The 16262-nt window shown below is 48.1% G+C and carries 13 protein-coding genes and 1 pseudogene; all 14 read right to left on the reverse strand.

Annotated features, from left to right (window positions below; all coding sequences use genetic code 11):
- Positions 1–243 precede the first annotated feature (243 nt).
- Positions 244–387 (reverse strand): annotated as a pseudogene (locus DWX00_RS15235) (transposase); the annotation flags it as partial.
- A 64-nt stretch (positions 388–451) separates the two neighbouring features.
- Positions 452–2527, reverse strand: coding sequence for an efflux RND transporter permease subunit (locus DWX00_RS15240; RefSeq protein WP_118595661.1), 2076 nt, complete (start codon positions 2525–2527; stop codon positions 452–454).
- Between the two features lie 228 nt (positions 2528–2755).
- Positions 2756–3634 carry a NifB/NifX family molybdenum-iron cluster-binding protein gene (locus tag DWX00_RS15245; RefSeq protein WP_055220733.1) on the reverse strand — a complete coding sequence of 293 codons (879 nt, stop codon included), beginning with the start codon at positions 3632–3634 and terminating at the stop codon, positions 2756–2758.
- Positions 3635–3661: 27 nt separating this feature from the next.
- Positions 3662–4906, reverse strand: a complete 1245-nt coding sequence (locus DWX00_RS15250) for an aminopeptidase P N-terminal domain-containing protein (RefSeq protein ID WP_118595662.1) — start codon at positions 4904–4906, stop codon at positions 3662–3664.
- A 119-nt stretch (positions 4907–5025) separates the two neighbouring features.
- Positions 5026–6285 (reverse strand): S41 family peptidase, encoded by a 1260-nt coding sequence (locus DWX00_RS15255; RefSeq protein ID WP_055220738.1) that lies wholly within the window; start codon positions 6283–6285, stop codon positions 5026–5028.
- An 83-nt stretch (positions 6286–6368) separates the two neighbouring features.
- Positions 6369–7283, reverse strand: a complete 915-nt coding sequence (ftsX, locus tag DWX00_RS15260) for a permease-like cell division protein FtsX (RefSeq protein ID WP_022461639.1) — start codon at positions 7281–7283, stop codon at positions 6369–6371.
- A complete protein-coding gene (ftsE, locus tag DWX00_RS15265) occupies positions 7273–7956 on the reverse strand; it encodes a cell division ATP-binding protein FtsE (protein ID WP_022461638.1) in 684 nt (227 codons plus the stop codon). Before ftsE ends, ftsX begins: the two co-directional genes overlap by 11 nt.
- Positions 7957–7982: 26 nt before the next feature.
- On the reverse strand, positions 7983–9071 hold the full coding sequence (locus DWX00_RS15270; protein WP_118595663.1) for a PucR family transcriptional regulator: 1089 nt from the start codon (positions 9069–9071) through the stop codon (positions 7983–7985).
- Positions 9072–9256: 185 nt separating this feature from the next.
- Positions 9257–10126 (reverse strand): YitT family protein, encoded by an 870-nt coding sequence (locus tag DWX00_RS15275; RefSeq protein ID WP_117510478.1) that lies wholly within the window; start codon positions 10124–10126, stop codon positions 9257–9259.
- Between the two features lie 5 nt (positions 10127–10131).
- Entirely contained in the window at positions 10132–10818 is a 687-nt protein-coding gene (locus tag DWX00_RS15280; RefSeq protein WP_117761414.1) for a WecB/TagA/CpsF family glycosyltransferase, read from the reverse strand.
- A gap of 205 nt (positions 10819–11023) precedes the next feature.
- The gene (locus tag DWX00_RS15285) at positions 11024–13138 is read right to left on the reverse strand and encodes a glutamine synthetase III family protein (protein WP_118595664.1); all 2115 of its coding nucleotides are present in this window, start codon (positions 13136–13138) and stop codon (positions 11024–11026) included.
- A 415-nt stretch (positions 13139–13553) separates the two neighbouring features.
- The gene (fba, locus tag DWX00_RS15290; protein ID WP_022461579.1) at positions 13554–14417 is read right to left on the reverse strand and encodes a class II fructose-1,6-bisphosphate aldolase; all 864 of its coding nucleotides are present in this window, start codon (positions 14415–14417) and stop codon (positions 13554–13556) included.
- Between the two features lie 179 nt (positions 14418–14596).
- Entirely contained in the window at positions 14597–15496 is a 900-nt protein-coding gene (locus tag DWX00_RS15295; RefSeq protein WP_022461578.1) for a diacylglycerol/lipid kinase family protein, read from the reverse strand.
- Positions 15497–15682: 186 nt separating this feature from the next.
- Positions 15683–16219 (reverse strand): bL17 family ribosomal protein, encoded by a 537-nt coding sequence (locus DWX00_RS15300; RefSeq protein WP_022461577.1) that lies wholly within the window; start codon positions 16217–16219, stop codon positions 15683–15685.
- Positions 16220–16262 lie beyond the last annotated feature (43 nt).

Below are 16262 nucleotides of genomic sequence, written 5' to 3' on the forward strand. Positions count from 1 at the left end.
TCAAACATTTGTTCCTTTTTTTGGTGCAAATTTTGCGCGTCTAACTCATCACTGAAGTAACGAGAATGCGACGCGCAGTTTTCAATAAACGCCAGGATATCATCCAGTGATCTGTCACTATGAGAATACGCTTCATAAAGAGTAGTTTTTATCTTTTCAGATTTTCCATATTATCCTTCTTCTTTTCCGGTATACTTCTTCCATTTGACACTCCCCACAGCAAGGGGTTTTACGACGCATTGGATAAGCAGCAAGCTTTCGGATCACGCCATTATCCCTTACAGAATAATGGATTGCATCGATGTGGAGAATAGGATAGACCTCGTCCAGTGGCCGGTTCTTCCAGTCTTCAATCCGTGGCAGAATCTTATCCGTCACATCAGAAATTTGAACGCAAAGCAAAAAAATTCCCCCGCACCAGCTACTTCCGGTACAGGGGATTTGTCATACTTTATTTTGTTTTCTTCTTTAAAAATCCAATCGATGTCTTACAGATCAGTTTATCGAAAATCATAAACATTGCCGGCAGAATCAGGATAACAACGACCATACTGATGATCGCGCCCCGCGCAAGCAGGGTACAGATGGAACCGATCATCTCAACCTGAGAGTAGCAGGCTACACCGAAGGTTGCGGCAAAGAAACTCAGGCCACTGCTGATGATGGACGGCATACTGGTCTTATGCGCAATACTGATAGCTTCTTTTTTGTCTTTTCCATTCTGGCGCTCTTTCTGATAACGGGTTGTCATCAGGATAGCGTAGTCCACGGTTGCACCGAGCTGAATCGCTCCGATTACGATGCTGGCCACGAATGGAAGGCTGGTTCCCTGATAATACGGGATTGCCATATTCAGCATAATTGCAAACTCGATGACTGCTACCAGAATAATCGGCAGAGAAATCGATTTGAAGATCAGCAGAATGATGATAAAGATTGCACCAATGGAAAGCACGTTTACGTTGACAAGGTCAGCATCGGTAACATCCTGCAGGTCTTTCATCAACGGTGCTTCACCGATGACCATTCCATCTTTATCGTAGGATTTTACGATTTTGTCAATCGCTTTGACCTGTTCGTTTACTTCATCTGTTGCGGACTCATATTCAGAGCTCACAAATGCAAGCTCATACTCATCGCTCTGCAGCATGCTTCGGAGATTTTCCGGGATCATGGATTCCGGAATCGTCGGTCCAAGCAGGGAACTCATGCTGATGGTCGATTTGACACCTTTTACGTTGCCGATCTCCTCCATCATTTTCTTTTTCTGTTTGGAATCCATATCGCGATCCATCATCACAATATGCATGTTGCTTACGTCAAACTGCGCTTTTACTTCATCGTTTGCCACGTTGCAGTCCAGGGTAGATGGAAGGGAACGTGCGATGTTGTAATAAATCTGGGTATGATTGTTTCCGTAGATCGACGGGAACAGCAGAACCAGGAAGATCACAACCCATACTTTATAATGTTTGGTGATAAAGGCGGACGGTTTATCCAGGCTTTTTACCAGCGGTTTGTGTCTCGTTTTCTCAATTGCCTTGTCAAATACCAGAACCATGGCCGGCAGGACGGTGACACAGCAGACAACGCCGATCAAAACACCTTTTGCCATAACGATACCAAGGTCGCGGCCAAGGGCAAAGGTCATAACACACAGTGCCAGGAAACCGGCTACGGTGGTAACGGAGCTTCCGGCTACGGATTTGAACGTGTTGGCGATTGCATGGCCCATCGCACGCTCTTTGTCATCCGGGAAACGCTTTTTATTCTCCTCGAAGCTGTTCAGCAGGAAGATGGAGTAGTCCATCGTAACACCAAGCTGCAGCACGGCGGTCAGCGCTTTTGTGATGTAGGAAGTCTCACCAAGGAACACGTTGCTTCCCAGGTTGTAAAGGATTGCAAGTCCGATACTTAACAGGAACAGGATCGGAACAACGAAGGAAGTCGATGTCAGCTCGATGACAACGAGGCTCAAAACTGCGGCGATGACAACGTAAACCGGCAGCTCTTTTAATGCTACGTTTTTGATATCGGTAACAACACCGGTCATACCGCCGATGAAGCACTGCTCGTTCGCAATTTTACGAAGATCCTCGATTGCCTCCATGGAGTCATCGGAAGAAGTCGTATTGTCGAACAGAACGAGCATCATGGTTGCATCCCCATTGTAGAATGCTTTCCGGAGTTTTTCCGGGATCATCTCAACCGGCACGCTGATGTCTGCCACATCGTCATACCATAAAACTTCTTTTACGTGGTTTACCTGCTCGAATTTTTCTTCGAGTTTCTGTACGTCCTTCATTTCCATGTTTTCCACGACAACCATGGAGAACGCACCCATGCCGTATTCATCTACCAGAATGTCCTGTCCTTTTACAGTTTCCAGATGCTCCGGCAGATAGCTGAGCAGATCATAGTTTACTTTCGTTGCTGCCATTCCGATGACTGACGGAATAATCAGCAGAAATCCAATGATCAGCATCAGAATCCTGTGCTTGGCAATCCATTTGCCAACTTTAACCATTTTCATTCATCTCCTCTGATTCATTTTTAACTTGTTTTTCTAGTACCACATCTTACAACTTAAATGACTATTAGTCAATATTTGAAATGGTAAAAAATGAATTTTGGTCATTTTTTGTTTACTTTTACAAAAAATAACGGAAATCGGAAATGGGAATCGTTGATTTTTCTGCGCATCAAAAAAGAGTGCCTGGCTCCTTCGTCCTGACACTCTTTTTTATGCATTTTTTTATTTCACTTCAACCAGCTCAATCTCAAAATTCAGCTCTTTTCCAGCCATCTCATGGTTGGCATCAAACGTGATATTGGTCTCGTCTTTTGCGGTAACTTTTACCGGGAACGGCTGGCCGTACTGGTTCTGCAGATAAACCTGCTGTCCGACCTCTACTTCCTCTGCTCCCGGAAGCTGTGCGATCGCAACGGTGAAAATTGCGTTCGGATCCGGCATTCCGTAAGCCTCCTCCGGCATCAGATGGATGTTGACTTTTTCGCCGACTTCCATCTCTGCAACGGCTGCATCGAAGCCGCGGATCATCTGGCCCACACCGCAGATGAACTCGAGCGGTTCGCCGCGGTCGTAGGAAGAATCAAACTGGGTTCCATCGTTGAAGGTTCCTCTGTAGTGGGTACGGCAGGTTTTTCCGACATTCTTACCTTCCATAACCGGAGTCGGTGCACCGCATCCGCCGCCGCAGGTTCCGCAGGAACCGCCGCAGGAGCTCTCCTCTTCCTCATGGCTTCCGCAGTGGCCGCCGCAGGAATGGCCTTCCTCGTGATCGTGGTGATCGCAGGTTGCACCCGCAGATGTGAGCGTTCCGTTTAAGTAAGCTTCCACCGCTGCATCCACATCTCCCTCTGCTCCGGAGCAGAGCTCTACGCCTGCCTCGGCAAGAGCAGCCTGTGCACCGCCGCCGATGCCGCCGCAGATCAGAACATCCACGCCCTGCTCGGAAAGAAGGCCTGCCAGTGCGCCGTGGCCGGTTCCGTTGGATCCGATCACTTCGCTGGAAACCACCTGATTGTCTTCTACTTCGTAAACCTTAAAATTCTCTGTTTTTCCAAAATGCTGGAAAATATTCCCGTTATCGTATGTAACTGCAATTTTCATCTAACTAAATCCTCCGTAGTTTTTTTCTTACGCCTCTTTTTCCTGCATAAAGGCTTCAATCTGATCTGGATCACGCATCAGATTCTCGGAAAGAACCTCGCATCCGTCCTCTGTAATCAGGATATCATCCTCGATCCGGATTCCGATCTCCCACTCGTCAATATAAAGACCCGGCTCATCGGTGATGATGGCGCCTGGACGCAGCTTGTCGTTCCATGCCGCGGTCACATCGTGTACATCGATGCCGAGGTGATGGGAAACGCCGTGCATGTAATAGATTCCAACATCCTCTTTCTTCTCGATCAGGCCAAGTTTCACACAGCCCTCGCCGAGAACATCTTTTGCGATATCATCGAGCTCTTTTAATGTCATACCCGGTTTTGCTGCTTTTGCAACGGCGCGGTTTGCTGCCAGAACAACGTCGTAAACCTGTCTCTGACGGTCCGTATATTTTCCGTTGACTGGATACGTTCTGGTGATATCTGCGCAGTAGCCCTGGAATTTTGCTCCGAGGTCCATCAGAAGCAGGGTCTCATCCTCGCACACGTCACGGTTGGTGTCGTAGTGCAGCATCGTTCCGTTTGCACCGCTTCCTGCGATCGTCGGGAATGCGGTTCCGTCTGCTCCCTCGTGGAAAATCTTGTACTCGAAATCAGCCTGTGCCTGATACTCGGTGCAGCCCGGTTTCAGGTTTTTCATTACAAATTTCAGCGCATCATCCGTGATTTTGATTGCCTGGCGGACAAGTGCGATCTCATCCGCATCCTTCTGCATACGCAGTGCCGCGATGACAGGCGCAATGTCTTTGATCGGTCTGCCCGGGAATTTCTTTGCAAACTCCTCTGCCTTTACCATGTTGTAGTCCGGCAGATCCTCGAACTGATAGCGGTAGCAGTCGAAATACAGTGTTCCGATGTCTTCGCGTGCCATCAGACGGTTTACCATACCCTCAAAGGAATCCAGGAAACGAACGTCGTCGATTCCGGTAATCTCCTGTGCCTCGGATACGGTTACTTTTCTTCCAAACCATCTCTCCTGGTTCAGATCCGCTTCCTCGATAAACAGAATGGATTTCTCCTCTTTTGCGGTCTTTTTCATCATCAGGATCATGTGATCTCTGCGAAGGCCGGTCAGATAGAAAAAGTTGCGGTTTGCTTCAAACGGCAGATATTCGTCTGCGCTGACATGCAGCTCGATTCCGGAAAACAAAAGCAGTGCGGAATCCTGGTCCATTTTATCAAAAACCTGTTTTCTTCTTTCTGTAAAGTTCATCTGTCTTTCCTCACTTTCTTTTAGAGCCTGCCAAGATCTGTTTTCGGCTCCTCTACTAAGATAACACGTTCGTGCTTTTTTTCCTACCTTTTTCCTGCTTTTCTGTGAAAATTCTTATTTTATTCCGCACTTTCCAGTCCTTTGACAACTTCCAACGCTTTTTCGAGCTGCACATCGCTCGTCGCGTCATCCGGCAGCTCCACCTCGACATCCGGCGTAATGCCGACCTTGTGGATGTCGTTTCCGAGCGGCGTGTAATAATGGGCAATCGTCAGTTTCACCACGCTGCCGTCCGAGAGCTGGAATGTATTCTGGACAATGCCTTTTCCGAATGTCGTCGTTCCGACAATCGTTCCGATGCCGTAATCTTTGACTGCTCCCGTGAAGATTTCTGCCGCACTTGCCGTATTTTCATTGACCAGCACGACGAGTGGAATCGAGATCGGGGTATCGCCGTCGCAGGTATACTCTTCCCGTTTTCCATTTTTATCCTCGGTATACACGATGAGTCCCTCCGGCAGGATCTGGCGCAGGGTGTCGCAGACTGCCGTCACAAGGCCGCCCGGATTGCCGCGCAGGTCGATGATCAGGCGCTCCATGCCCTGATCCTGCAGTGACTGGTATGCTTTCTGGAACTGCTCGGAGGTAAGCCCTGTAAACTCGCTGATGGCCAGATAGCCGATCTTGTCGTCCAGCATTTTACCGTCTGCCACAATCGCCGCAAGCTTCTCTTTTGTGACTTCCGTTTCAATCAGATCCGCCTCGCCTTCCCGCTCGATGGAAAGCGTCACGGTATCGTTCTCGCTGTTTTTCAGAAGACCGACCGCATCGTTGAGGCTTAAGCCTTCGAGTGTCTGCCCGTCAATCTTCACAATGCGGTCATCCGCCTGAATACCGGCCTTCGCCGCCGGGGTATCGTCCTGTACGCCGGTGACCTGCAGCTTATCGCCGTCCAGCGTCACCGTAACACCGATGCCCTGATAGTAACCCTCCTGCGCTGTCTTGATCGCTTCGTATTCCTCTTTCGTGTAATACGTAGAATACTTGTCGCCGAGGCCGCTGATCATCCCTTTATACATCGCATCCGACAGCTCTGTGTCATCCACATCGCCCGCGTAAAGCTGGCTGATCATCGCTTTGATCGCCGCCGTCTTCCGCCACGACCAGAAGCCGCCGGGGTGGTCCGCACTGCTTCCCGGCCAGAGAAACGTTGTTCCGACAAGCACGATCATTACAATCGCCAGCATCGAAATCATGCCCGCAAAGTAGCTCTTCCGCATCTCATTTTTTCGGTTTTTCTTTCTGTTTCTGCGCTTTTTCGGTTTTTCCTGCTCTGCCGCTTTTACGCCCTCTTTTTCTTCCTTCATCAGTTCTTCCAAAATATGCCTCCCAATCGAAAGATCCCGGAATCTTTTGACGGATTCCGGGACTTATTTTTACTTCATTATATTGTCTAATCCTATCAGACTTTCAAGTGTTTTCGAATCGTAAAGATACTGCCGACAAGACCGATTCCCATACCGAGAATGAGTCCGACTGGAAGCAGAATCCGGAAGACGGCCGATACCGGCATGAATGCCATAAAGTTCGACAGTACGCTGAACTCCGTCATAACGTAGCTGATGACTCTGTTGTATACAACGTACAGCAGCCCCAGCGGAATCGCTGCTCCGACAAGACCGATCAGGATACCCTCGATCAGGAACGGAGCCCTTACAAACAGGTTCGTCGCACCGATCAGCTTCATGATACCGATCTCCTCTTTCCGGACCGAAATACCGATCGTGACGGTATTGCTGATCAGGAAAACAGATACGGCAAGAAGAATCAGGATGATCGCGATGGAAACGTAGCCAATGACACGGTTCATCGTCGTCAACGTTGTTGTTGCGCCCTCGGCCTGTTTAACCTCACGGACACCGTCCAGCGAGCGGATATACTCAGCCAGTGCATCCTGCGTCTCTACCTGGTATACGTAAACCTCGTAGTGAGCAGAAGTTGCGAGCGGGTTGTCGTTTGGCTTAAAGCCGTCCTTGTATTCCTCTTTTCCTTCGAAATACTGTTTTGCAAAGTTTTCCCACGTCTCATCCGCGGAAACATACTTACATTCCTTGACCACATCGGTCTTGGCCTTGATCTCCGTTCCGATCTCATCGATCGTCGCCTGATCCACATCTTCGTTGAAGAAGACGGTCATGGATACGTCTGTCTCGGCATTTTTTACGATGTAGTTAAAGTTGATGACAACCGCAAAGAAGATACCGAACAGAAAGATACAGGCTCCCATGGTTGCGATGGATGCCAGCGAGAACATCTTGTTTCTCCAGATGTTTTTGACACCCTGTTTGATGCTGTAGCCCAGTGTACTAAACCTCATGGTACTCGCCCTCCTTCTCATCGCTGACTACCACGCCTTTTCGCATGGTAATAACGCGTTTTTTCATGGAGTTGACGATCTCACGGTTGTGGGTTACCACAAGAACGGTCGTTCCTCTGTTGTTGATTTCCTCCAGGAGCTTCATAATCTCCATGGAGTTTCCCGGGTCCAGGTTTCCGGTCGGCTCGTCCGCCAGAAGAATGTCAGGCCGGTTGACAATGGCTCTTGCCACGGCAACTCGCTGCTGCTCTCCTCCGGAAAGCTCCTTCGGGAAGGATTTGTACTTCTCTGCCAGTCCGACCAGCGTCAGGACTTCCGGCACGCGCTTTTTGATGACGCGGTTCGGTTTCTCGATGACACGCTGTGCGAATGCTACGTTTTCATAGACATTCCGGTCTTTTAAAAGGCGGAAATCCTGGAATACGACGCCGACACCGCGGCGGTATTTCGGCACTCTCCAGCGTTTCATTTTATTTAAGATCTGTCCGTTTACCTTAATGGTACCGGATGTGGGCTCGAGTTCTTTCAAAAGGAGCTTGATCAGCGTCGATTTTCCAGAACCGCTGTTTCCCACGATAAAGACGAATTCCCCCTTCTCGATGTGTAAGGATACGTTGTTGACGGCCGGCTGGCCTTTCGCGTAACTCTTACTTACACTATCCAATGTTATCATGCAATTCCTCCTTCAAGGGTTCTCGCTTAATAATCGAGCGTTTCCATGTATTTCATGTACTGCACAACCATAAGCGCAATCTTGAATGTGATCGCATCTTCAAAAACTCTAAGATCGAGTCCCGTGCTCTTCTGCAGCTTATCCAGCCGATAGACAAGGGTATTTCGGTGTATATAAAGCTGTCTCGAGGTTTCCGAGACATTCAGAGAATTTTCAAAGAATTTATTGATCGTTGTCAGTGTCTCTTCATCAAAGTCATCCGGCGATTTGTTGCCGAAAATCTCTTTGATGAACATTTTGCACAGTGGGATCGGAAGCTGGTAAATCAGACGGCCGATGCCCAGTGAGCTGTATGCATAGATATCATTCTCAGCGGAGAAAATTTTTCCGACGTCCATCGCCATTCTGGCTTCTTTATAGGAACGCGATACTTCTTTGATCTCCTTGACAATGGTACCGTAAGCAACGTGGGTTTTCCCCTCCTCATCTCTTCCTGCTGCTTCCAGAATGGTGGCTGCCACTTTGTTCATCTGGGCATAATCCTCACCTGGAGCAAGTTCTTTTACGATGATGATGTTTTTCTCATCAACTGCAGTGATAAAGTCACCGGATTTGGTACCGAGCAGACTCTTGACGCTTTCCAGCGCCCCGCTGTTCTTATCCGGATTTGTCTCAAGAATAAATACAAGGCGGCGTGCTTCCACTTCAATATGTAACTTCTTCGCCCTGTTGTAGATGTCGACCAGCAGCAGGTTGTCGAGCAGCAGGTTCTTGATAAAGTTGTCTTTATCGAAGCGCTCCTTGTAGGCGGTAAGGAGGCCCTGAATCTGGAAGGTAACCATTTTCCCGATCAGGTGAATGTCATCGTTTCCGCCTTTTACAACCAGAATGTACTCCAGCTGGTGTTCATCGTATACTTTAAAAAACTGATAATTTTTCATGGTCTGGGAATCTGCCTGAGACTGCGCAAACGTTACAATATCATTTTGGCTGATCTCAACCTCCGGAAAAGTTGTTACCAGAACTTTTCCTTCTATATCAGTCACGCAGAGTTCGACACGCGAAATGTTTTTGATTCCCTCAATGGTACTCTGTAAAATCTGATTTGAAATCATATTTTCTTCCCTCTTTCATCCTATAGTTTGTCTCCGGCTGCACCCGCTTTCATTGCCAGGCATATCCACACCCCCATGGTTCTGCGCCTGATGCAAAGTACCTCACAGATATACTTATTTTAATACAAAATAGACAAAAAAGGAAGAGAAAACACAACATTTATACCACAAAATACGTAAAAAGGTCAGGAGAAATCCGTCTGGAAGCCCTCTCCTAAGACCTCTCTTGCATCCGACACAACGACAAACGCGTCCGGATCGATCGTTCCTACGATCTGTTTGAGCTGCGGGATCTGTTTTTTGCCCACAACACAGAATACCATCATACGCTCTTCGCCCGTGTACATTCCCTTGATGTGGATGCCGGACGCGCCGCGGTCGAGTTCTTTCATGAGCTCATCGGCTACCTGCTCCGGATGCGCGGTAATGATAAACGCGGATTTCGCATAATTCATACCTTCCATCAGGGCATCCGTCATTTTCGTCGTCACGTAGATTGCCACGATCGCATAGAGCGAAGCGTGGATACCGAAGACAAAAATACCGGCGATGACGATGATTCCATCAAGCACCTGCATAACCTGTGCAACGGAATAGTGGCGCAGCTTTCTCTGGATCAGAGCCGCCATCATATCCGTTCCGCCCGTCGTACCGTTTCCGATGAAGACGAGGCCGATGCCTGCTCCCATCAGAACGCCGCCGAACAGTGCGGAAAGCATCCTGTCATCCGGCACCAGCTGCAGCACCGGGAGAACGGCAATCCAGAACGTATTCATCAGTGTTCCGAAGATGGTTTTCACCAGAAAATCGCGGCTCATACGGATTCCGAACAGAAAGAGCGGAATGTTCAGCACAAGGTTCGTCACCCAGAGCGGAACTCCTTTTCCGAACAGCATCTGGCTCAGTTGTTTGATGACGATTGCAAGACCGGAAAATCCTCCGGTAACAAGCCCCGCCGGGTCGTAAATCGAGCTGGTCGCAACCGCCATGACCGCGGTTCCCAGCGTAATCAGCAGATAATCTCTCCACTGCTGTTTGTTCCGTATCCAGTTCATGAACTTCAACCGTCCTTTTCGCTGTTATATTTTGTTACCATCCACTTGAACGTATTCTTCTTTAGCAGAGTTCCCCACCAGCTCGTTTTTATACCGGCCTCGTTCTGCAGTGTTGAGTGTTCGCCAAGGCTCAGCCAGATTTTCGCGCTGATTTTGCTGCTGTTTTCCAGAACGAAACGATCCTGCCGCGTTCCTGCAAGGCCGCTCACAATCACGTCCGTCGTCTGGCTGTTGATCTCGTTGACCAGGCTGTCAAACGCGGATTCCTCCAGCGTCTCGACAACAGCACCGCCTCCGATCTCAATGCCGGGATACGTTTCTGTCAGATATTTCTGCAGTGTCTGCAGTTCTTCTTCAGTGTCGCCCAGTACGAAAATCCGGCTTTTTTTCTGAATCAGTCCCCAGAAAAAACGGGCGATGAACTCGTTCGTCTCCACTTCCTCATAGGACGGCGTCTCCGGGTCGATTCCTGCTGCCTCCAGCACTTCGGTTTCCCCGATGACCGTCAGATCCAGATCTTCGATATACTGTTTCCACGTCGGTTCCTTGCTCGCCTGCATCAGCATCTGCATCGTAACAATCCCGATGGTATTCAGCTTATCGTTCGAGAGGTATTCCTCTGCAATCTCCATTGCCGCATCGACGCGGTAATGTTTCAGCTTCACACCTAAAATTTCCAGTTCTGCATTCATTGTTCTGTATACTTCTGTTTTCCTTCGAAATCCAGAAGCGTTTCCTCCATGTTTTCCTGCCGTTTCTTCCGGCAGCGCTGTCCGCCCTTTTCTTCTGGCAACAGCTAATCCTCATTATACTAAAAAAAGAGGCTGTTGTCAAAAACAGCCTCTTTTTCTGCCCTGTTTTCACAGAATTTTTACAATTTATCGGACCGTCTGCGGATTAAACCTCAAACATCAGATCGCCGTAAGACGGCATCGGCCACATCTCTTTGTCTACGATCATCTCCAGTTTGTCAACCGGTGCACGGAGTGCCTCCATAGCCGGAGTAACTTTCTCGTAGTAGTATTTTGCTTTTGCTTCACCGTCTTCCATCTCGCATCCTGCATTCTCGATTGCGATCAGCTCGTCGAGTGCTTTCTGGGTTTCCTCAAGCAGTGCACTTGTCTCGTTCAGCAGATTCTTCTGCACACCAACTGCTGTAACACCTGCTGCGGTGATGGTGTTGATAGATCCAGCCAGGGAAGTCGCATATTTGATGACTGCCGGGATGATCTGTTTGCTTGCCATGTCGATCATGGTCTTTGCTTCGATGTTGATGGTCTTTGCATAGTTCTCGAATTTAACTTCTGCACGGGATACCAGCTCTGCCTCGGTGAATACTTTGAAATCGCCGAACAGTTTGATTGCGGTATCAGTGGTCAGTGCCGGGATTGCGTACACCATGGATTTGATGTTCGGAAGTCCTCTTCTCTCTGCCTCAGCTAACCACTCATCTGCATATCCGTCGCCATTGAAGATGATTCTCTGATGCTCACTTAAGTTCTTCTTGATCAGATCATGGACAGCGTCCTCGAAGTTTTCAGCGCCTTCTAGTACATCGCATGCATCGCGGAATGCTTCTGCAACGATGGTGTTCAGTACGATGTTCGGAGCTGCAACGGAGTCACGGGAACCAACCATACGGAACTCGAATTTGTTTCCGGTGAAGGCGAACGGTGAGGTTCTGTTACGGTCGGTAGCGTCTTTCTTGAGATCCGGAAGTGTCTTAACACCAGTCTCCAGAACGCCCTCTTTTTTACTCTTGGTTGCATTTCCGGTGCTGATGAGCTGCTCTACAACATCCTCCAGCTGCTCGCCAAGGAATACAGAAATAATAGCTGGCGGCGCCTCGTTAGCTCCCAGTCTGTGATCGTTTCCCGGATCGGCTGCGGACTCACGAAGCAGATCTGCGTGAACATCAACGGCTTTCAGAACGCAGCTTAATACGAGCAGGAACTGAATGTTCTCGTGCGGTGTTTTGCCCGGCTCAAGAAGGTTGATGCCGTCATCTGTGGTGATGGACCAGTTGTCGTGTTTACCGGAACCGTTGACACCTGCGAACGGTTTCTCATGCAGCAGGCATTTCAGTCCGTGCTGGCATGCAACTCTCTTTAAAGTCTGCATAACGAGCTGGTTGTTGTCAACTGCTACGTTTGCCTCGGAATAAATGGAAGCCAGCTCGTGCTGTGCCGGTGCAACCTCATTGTGCTGTGTCTTTGCTGTAACACCCATCTTCCACAGCTCAATGTTGACATCCTTCATAAAGGAAGCAATTCTCTGACGGATGGTTCCGAAATAGTGATCGTCCATCTCCTGTCCTTTTGGAGGCATTGCGCCAAACAGGGTACGTCCGGTGTAGATCAGGTCTTTTCTCTGCAGGAATTTCTCTGCATCTACCAGGAAGTATTCCTGCTCCGGTCCTACGGAAGGAGTTACTTTCTTGGAAGTGGTGTTTCCGAACAGTTTTAACAGACGCAGGGACTGTACATTCAGAGCTTCCATGGAACGAAGAAGCGGTGTTTTCTGGTCAAGCGCCTCTCCTGTGTAGGAGCAGAATGCAGTCGGAATGCAGAGGGTTGCGCCTGCTGCGTCCTGACGAACGAAAGCCGGTGAGGTGCAGTCCCATGCTGTATATCCTCTTGCCTCAAAGGTAGCACGCAGTCCACCGGACGGGAAAGAAGATGCATCCGGCTCGCCTTTGATCAGCTCTTTACCGGAGAAGCTCATCAGTACTTTGCCGTTCGGCATCGGTGCTGTGATAAAAGAATCGTGCTTTTCTGCAGTTGCACCGGTCAGCGGCTGGAACCAGTGTGTATAGTGTGTTGCTCCTTTTTCAATTGCCCATTCTTTCATCTCATGTGCAATCGTATCTGCAGTAGCAAGATCCAGCTCACCGCCTTCTTCGATGATCTTTTTCAGCTTCTTGTAAACATTTTTTGGAAGACGTTCCTGCATTACAGTGTCATTGAATACATTTTCGCCAAAAATTTTGGCTGGATTTACATATTCTCCCATTTTCTTTCTTCCTTTCCATTTGTGAATTTTGCGATGCGACCTTCCCGCCGGATTCTAAAAAGATCCTAATACAAGAAAAAGGAGTTCTCAAAAAGGTAGCTAAAAAAGCTATATTTTTTGTAGAACGCCCTTGTTTTACATTCGCATATGGATTTGATTTCCAACTGATACTAAAATAACTCAAAAACCCCAAAAACGCAAGTGCTTTTTTGAACTCAGTCCCTTTTTCGTATTATTTTACAAAACTTTCCTAATTCAGGCGAAAAAATTAGCGGATTCGATGAAAGCTTTCGCGGCAGTCGTCAAGGTCTCGTGCAAGCACAGACTTTGACTCGTTGCTCGCGAAAAAAAATACTGTGCGGACCCTGAGGAGGAAGTCCCCCAGGAATCCTGCACAGCATTTTCGTGCTTAAACTCAGGCTTTGTTTGCAGAACCGAACAGTTCGATTTTTTCTCTTACAGTAGCTTTGATAGCTTCTGCGCCAGGAGCAAGCAGTTTACGAGGATCGAATCCTTTACCCTGCTGATCTTTTCCCTCTTCGATGTATTTACGTGTAGCTGCTGCGAATGCAAGCTGGCACTCTGTATTTACATTGATTTTGGAAACGCCAAGGTCAATGGCTTTCTTGATCATGTCATCCGGGATACCTGTACCACCGTGAAGAACGAGCGGCATAGTTCCTGTCAGCTCCTGTACAGCTGCCAGAGTCTCAAAGCTCAGTCCCTGCCAGTTAGCCGGGTATACACCGTGGATATTGCCGATACCTGCTGCAAGCATATCTACACCGAGGTCTGCAATCATCTTGCACTCGTTCGGATCAGCGCATTCGCCCATACCTACAACACCATCTTCTTCTCCACCGATAGAACCAACTTCTGCTTCCAGAGACATTCCTTTCTCTTTGCAAACAGCTACCAGTTCTTTTGTTTTTGCAACGTTCTCTTCGATCGGATAATGAGATCCGTCAAACATGATGGATGAGAAACCTGCTTCGATGCATTTGTAACATCCTTCGTAGGTTCCGTGGTCCAGATGCAGAGCAACCGGAACAGTGATGTTCAGTTCTTCGATCATAGCTTTTACCATAGCAGCTACAGTTTTGAAACCTGTCATGTATTTTCCTGCACCCTCAGATACACCAAGGATAACCGGAGAATTCATCTCCTGTGCGGTAAGAAGGATGGATTTTGTCCACTCCAGGTTGTTGATGTTAAACTGACCAACTGCATAGTGGCCAGCTTTTGCTTTGTCCAACATTTCTTTTGCTGATACTAACATAGCTCAAATGACCTCCTGTGTCTGTAATTGTGCCGTGTACCGTTTTCAGGCTTACGGCATACTTGTTACTTTCATAACTGGTTTTATTATACAACATCTTTCTGCAAATGCCAAATGATTTTCGTAGCGAAATCCATTTTTTTGCACTTTTTTGTGAAAAACTTATCAAAAAGCCGTGCCTACTTATTGTTCAGAACCAGTTCCATGGCATGTTTGCGCGCTTCGATGCAGACATAGCCGTGATCTCCGCCGTATTCGCCGTCCAGAGTCCAGGAAATCTCCTGGTTGGACTCGATGATGATGCGGTCGGTCTTGAACGAATCGATGAGGTCTGTGTGATCCTCCTGCATCAGCAGGGACGCAATGATCTCATTCAGTTCCAGCGGGTTTTTCGGGCGTTTGATCAGGGTTACCTCGAAGAGTCCGTCATCCAGGCGTACATCCTGTCCCGGCAGGTTTTTGAAGCCGCCGACGGACTTGGCATTCGTCACCATACCGTAGATATACTCTCCCTCAAAGGTTTCCCCGTTTGCCTCGACTTTAATCCAGTACGTCGGCACATTCCAGATCCGTTTGGATCCCTCCAGCAGGTATGCCAGATGGCCGAGAATGTTTTTCATGTGCTGATCTGTCTCATAGGAAACATCCGTGAAAAGGCCGAATGCAGCGATGTAGACAAAGCTGTCGTTGTTGAACGCTCCCACATCACAGGAATACAGGTTTCCCTCGATGATATCCTTTGCCGCCTGTACCATATCTTTCGAAATAGAAAGACTGTTTGCAAAGTCATTGGTGCTTCCGGCCGGAATATAACCGATCGGAACGCGCTGATCCACTTCCATCAGACCGCTGACAACTTCATCCAGTGTTCCGTCGCCCCCGCTGCAGACAACGAGATCCACCTGCGGCGCAAGCTCCTTTGTCTTTTCGAAACCATCTCCGACTGCCTGCGTCGGGTGGACAATGACTTCATATCCGCCTTTTACAAAAACATCGATAATTTCAAACAGTTTACTTTTAATCTGTGCTTTTCCGGAAAACGGATTAAAAATAAACAACATTTTTTTCTTGCTCTCCATGCAAATGCTCTCCTTTGTATCCCATTTTAGCTGTTCTGTATTCTGTATTGTACCTTATTCGCAAAGCAGATGCAACCCCGTACATTGCCACAATTTCGCAATTGTGTCATATAAAATATGATATACAACAAAACAGGAGCCACCTACTAAGAGGCAGCCCCTGCGAATTTCAAAACTATTTACAGATTAAACCAGCTCGATTACAACTTCCATAGCTGCATCACCTTTACGCGGTCCGATCTTGATGATACGGGTATATCCGCCGTTACGGTCTGCATATTTCGGAGCGATCTCATCGAACATTTTCTGTGGCATATCGATGGACTTGGTGTTTTTCTTGCGTCCTGCTGCTTCGGTCGGAACCTCTGTTACAGGATAGAAGAAGCTTGCCATCTGACGTCTAGCGTGAAGTCTGGACGGAAGATCTTTTTTGATCTCTTTCTGAACTTCATCGTATACGGTAACTTTTTTGCCGTCTTTTACTTCTTTCACACGTTTGCCATCAGCATCTTTGCGAGCTACTTTAGCAGTAACGGTAACGGTCTCAAAGTTATCTTTCTCTTTTACAGCCAGTGCGATCATGCTTTCAGCGATCTTGCGGATCTCTTTCGCCTTGGTCTCAGTGGTAACGATTTTTCCGTGATACAGAAGGTTGGTTACCTGGTTTCTTAATAATGCTTTTCTCTGGTCAGATGTTCTGCCAAGTTTTCTATATTTTGCCATTTTAAATTTTCCTCCATTTGTGGAACCCGCAAGTCATGCTGCC

It is taken from the genome of Blautia sp. AF17-9LB, from assembly GCF_003479185.1.
GTDB classification, from domain to species: Bacteria; Bacillota; Clostridia; order Lachnospirales; family Lachnospiraceae; genus Fusicatenibacter; species Fusicatenibacter saccharivorans.

What these genes read in the sequence shown, in the direction of transcription:
- DWX00_RS15295 (WP_022461578.1), bottom strand. Translation starts at nt 15,496, where the DNA reads ATGGAGAGCAAGAAAAAAATGTTGTTTATTTTTAATCCGTTTTCCGGA.
- DWX00_RS15270 (WP_118595663.1), bottom strand. Translation starts at nt 9,071, where the DNA reads ATGATTTCAAATCAGATTTTACAGAGTACCATTGAGGGAATCAAAAAC.
- DWX00_RS15300 (WP_022461577.1), bottom strand. Translation starts at nt 16,219, where the DNA reads ATGGCAAAATATAGAAAACTTGGCAGAACATCTGACCAGAGAAAAGCA.
- DWX00_RS15250 (WP_118595662.1), bottom strand. Translation starts at nt 4,906, where the DNA reads ATGAACTTTACAGAAAGAAGAAAACAGGTTTTTGATAAAATGGACCAG.
- DWX00_RS15240 (WP_118595661.1), bottom strand. Translation starts at nt 2,527, where the DNA reads ATGGTTAAAGTTGGCAAATGGATTGCCAAGCACAGGATTCTGATGCTG.
- DWX00_RS15245 (WP_055220733.1), bottom strand. Translation starts at nt 3,634, where the DNA reads ATGAAAATTGCAGTTACATACGATAACGGGAATATTTTCCAGCATTTT.
- DWX00_RS15275 (WP_117510478.1), bottom strand. Translation starts at nt 10,126, where the DNA reads ATGAACTGGATACGGAACAAACAGCAGTGGAGAGATTATCTGCTGATT.
- DWX00_RS15280 (WP_117761414.1), bottom strand. Translation starts at nt 10,818, where the DNA reads ATGAATGCAGAACTGGAAATTTTAGGTGTGAAGCTGAAACATTACCGC.
- fba (WP_022461579.1), bottom strand. Translation starts at nt 14,417, where the DNA reads ATGTTAGTATCAGCAAAAGAAATGTTGGACAAAGCAAAAGCTGGCCAC.
- ftsX (WP_022461639.1), bottom strand. Translation starts at nt 7,283, where the DNA reads ATGAGGTTTAGTACACTGGGCTACAGCATCAAACAGGGTGTCAAAAAC.
- ftsE (WP_022461638.1), bottom strand. Translation starts at nt 7,956, where the DNA reads ATGATAACATTGGATAGTGTAAGTAAGAGTTACGCGAAAGGCCAGCCG.
- DWX00_RS15285 (WP_118595664.1), bottom strand. Translation starts at nt 13,138, where the DNA reads ATGGGAGAATATGTAAATCCAGCCAAAATTTTTGGCGAAAATGTATTC.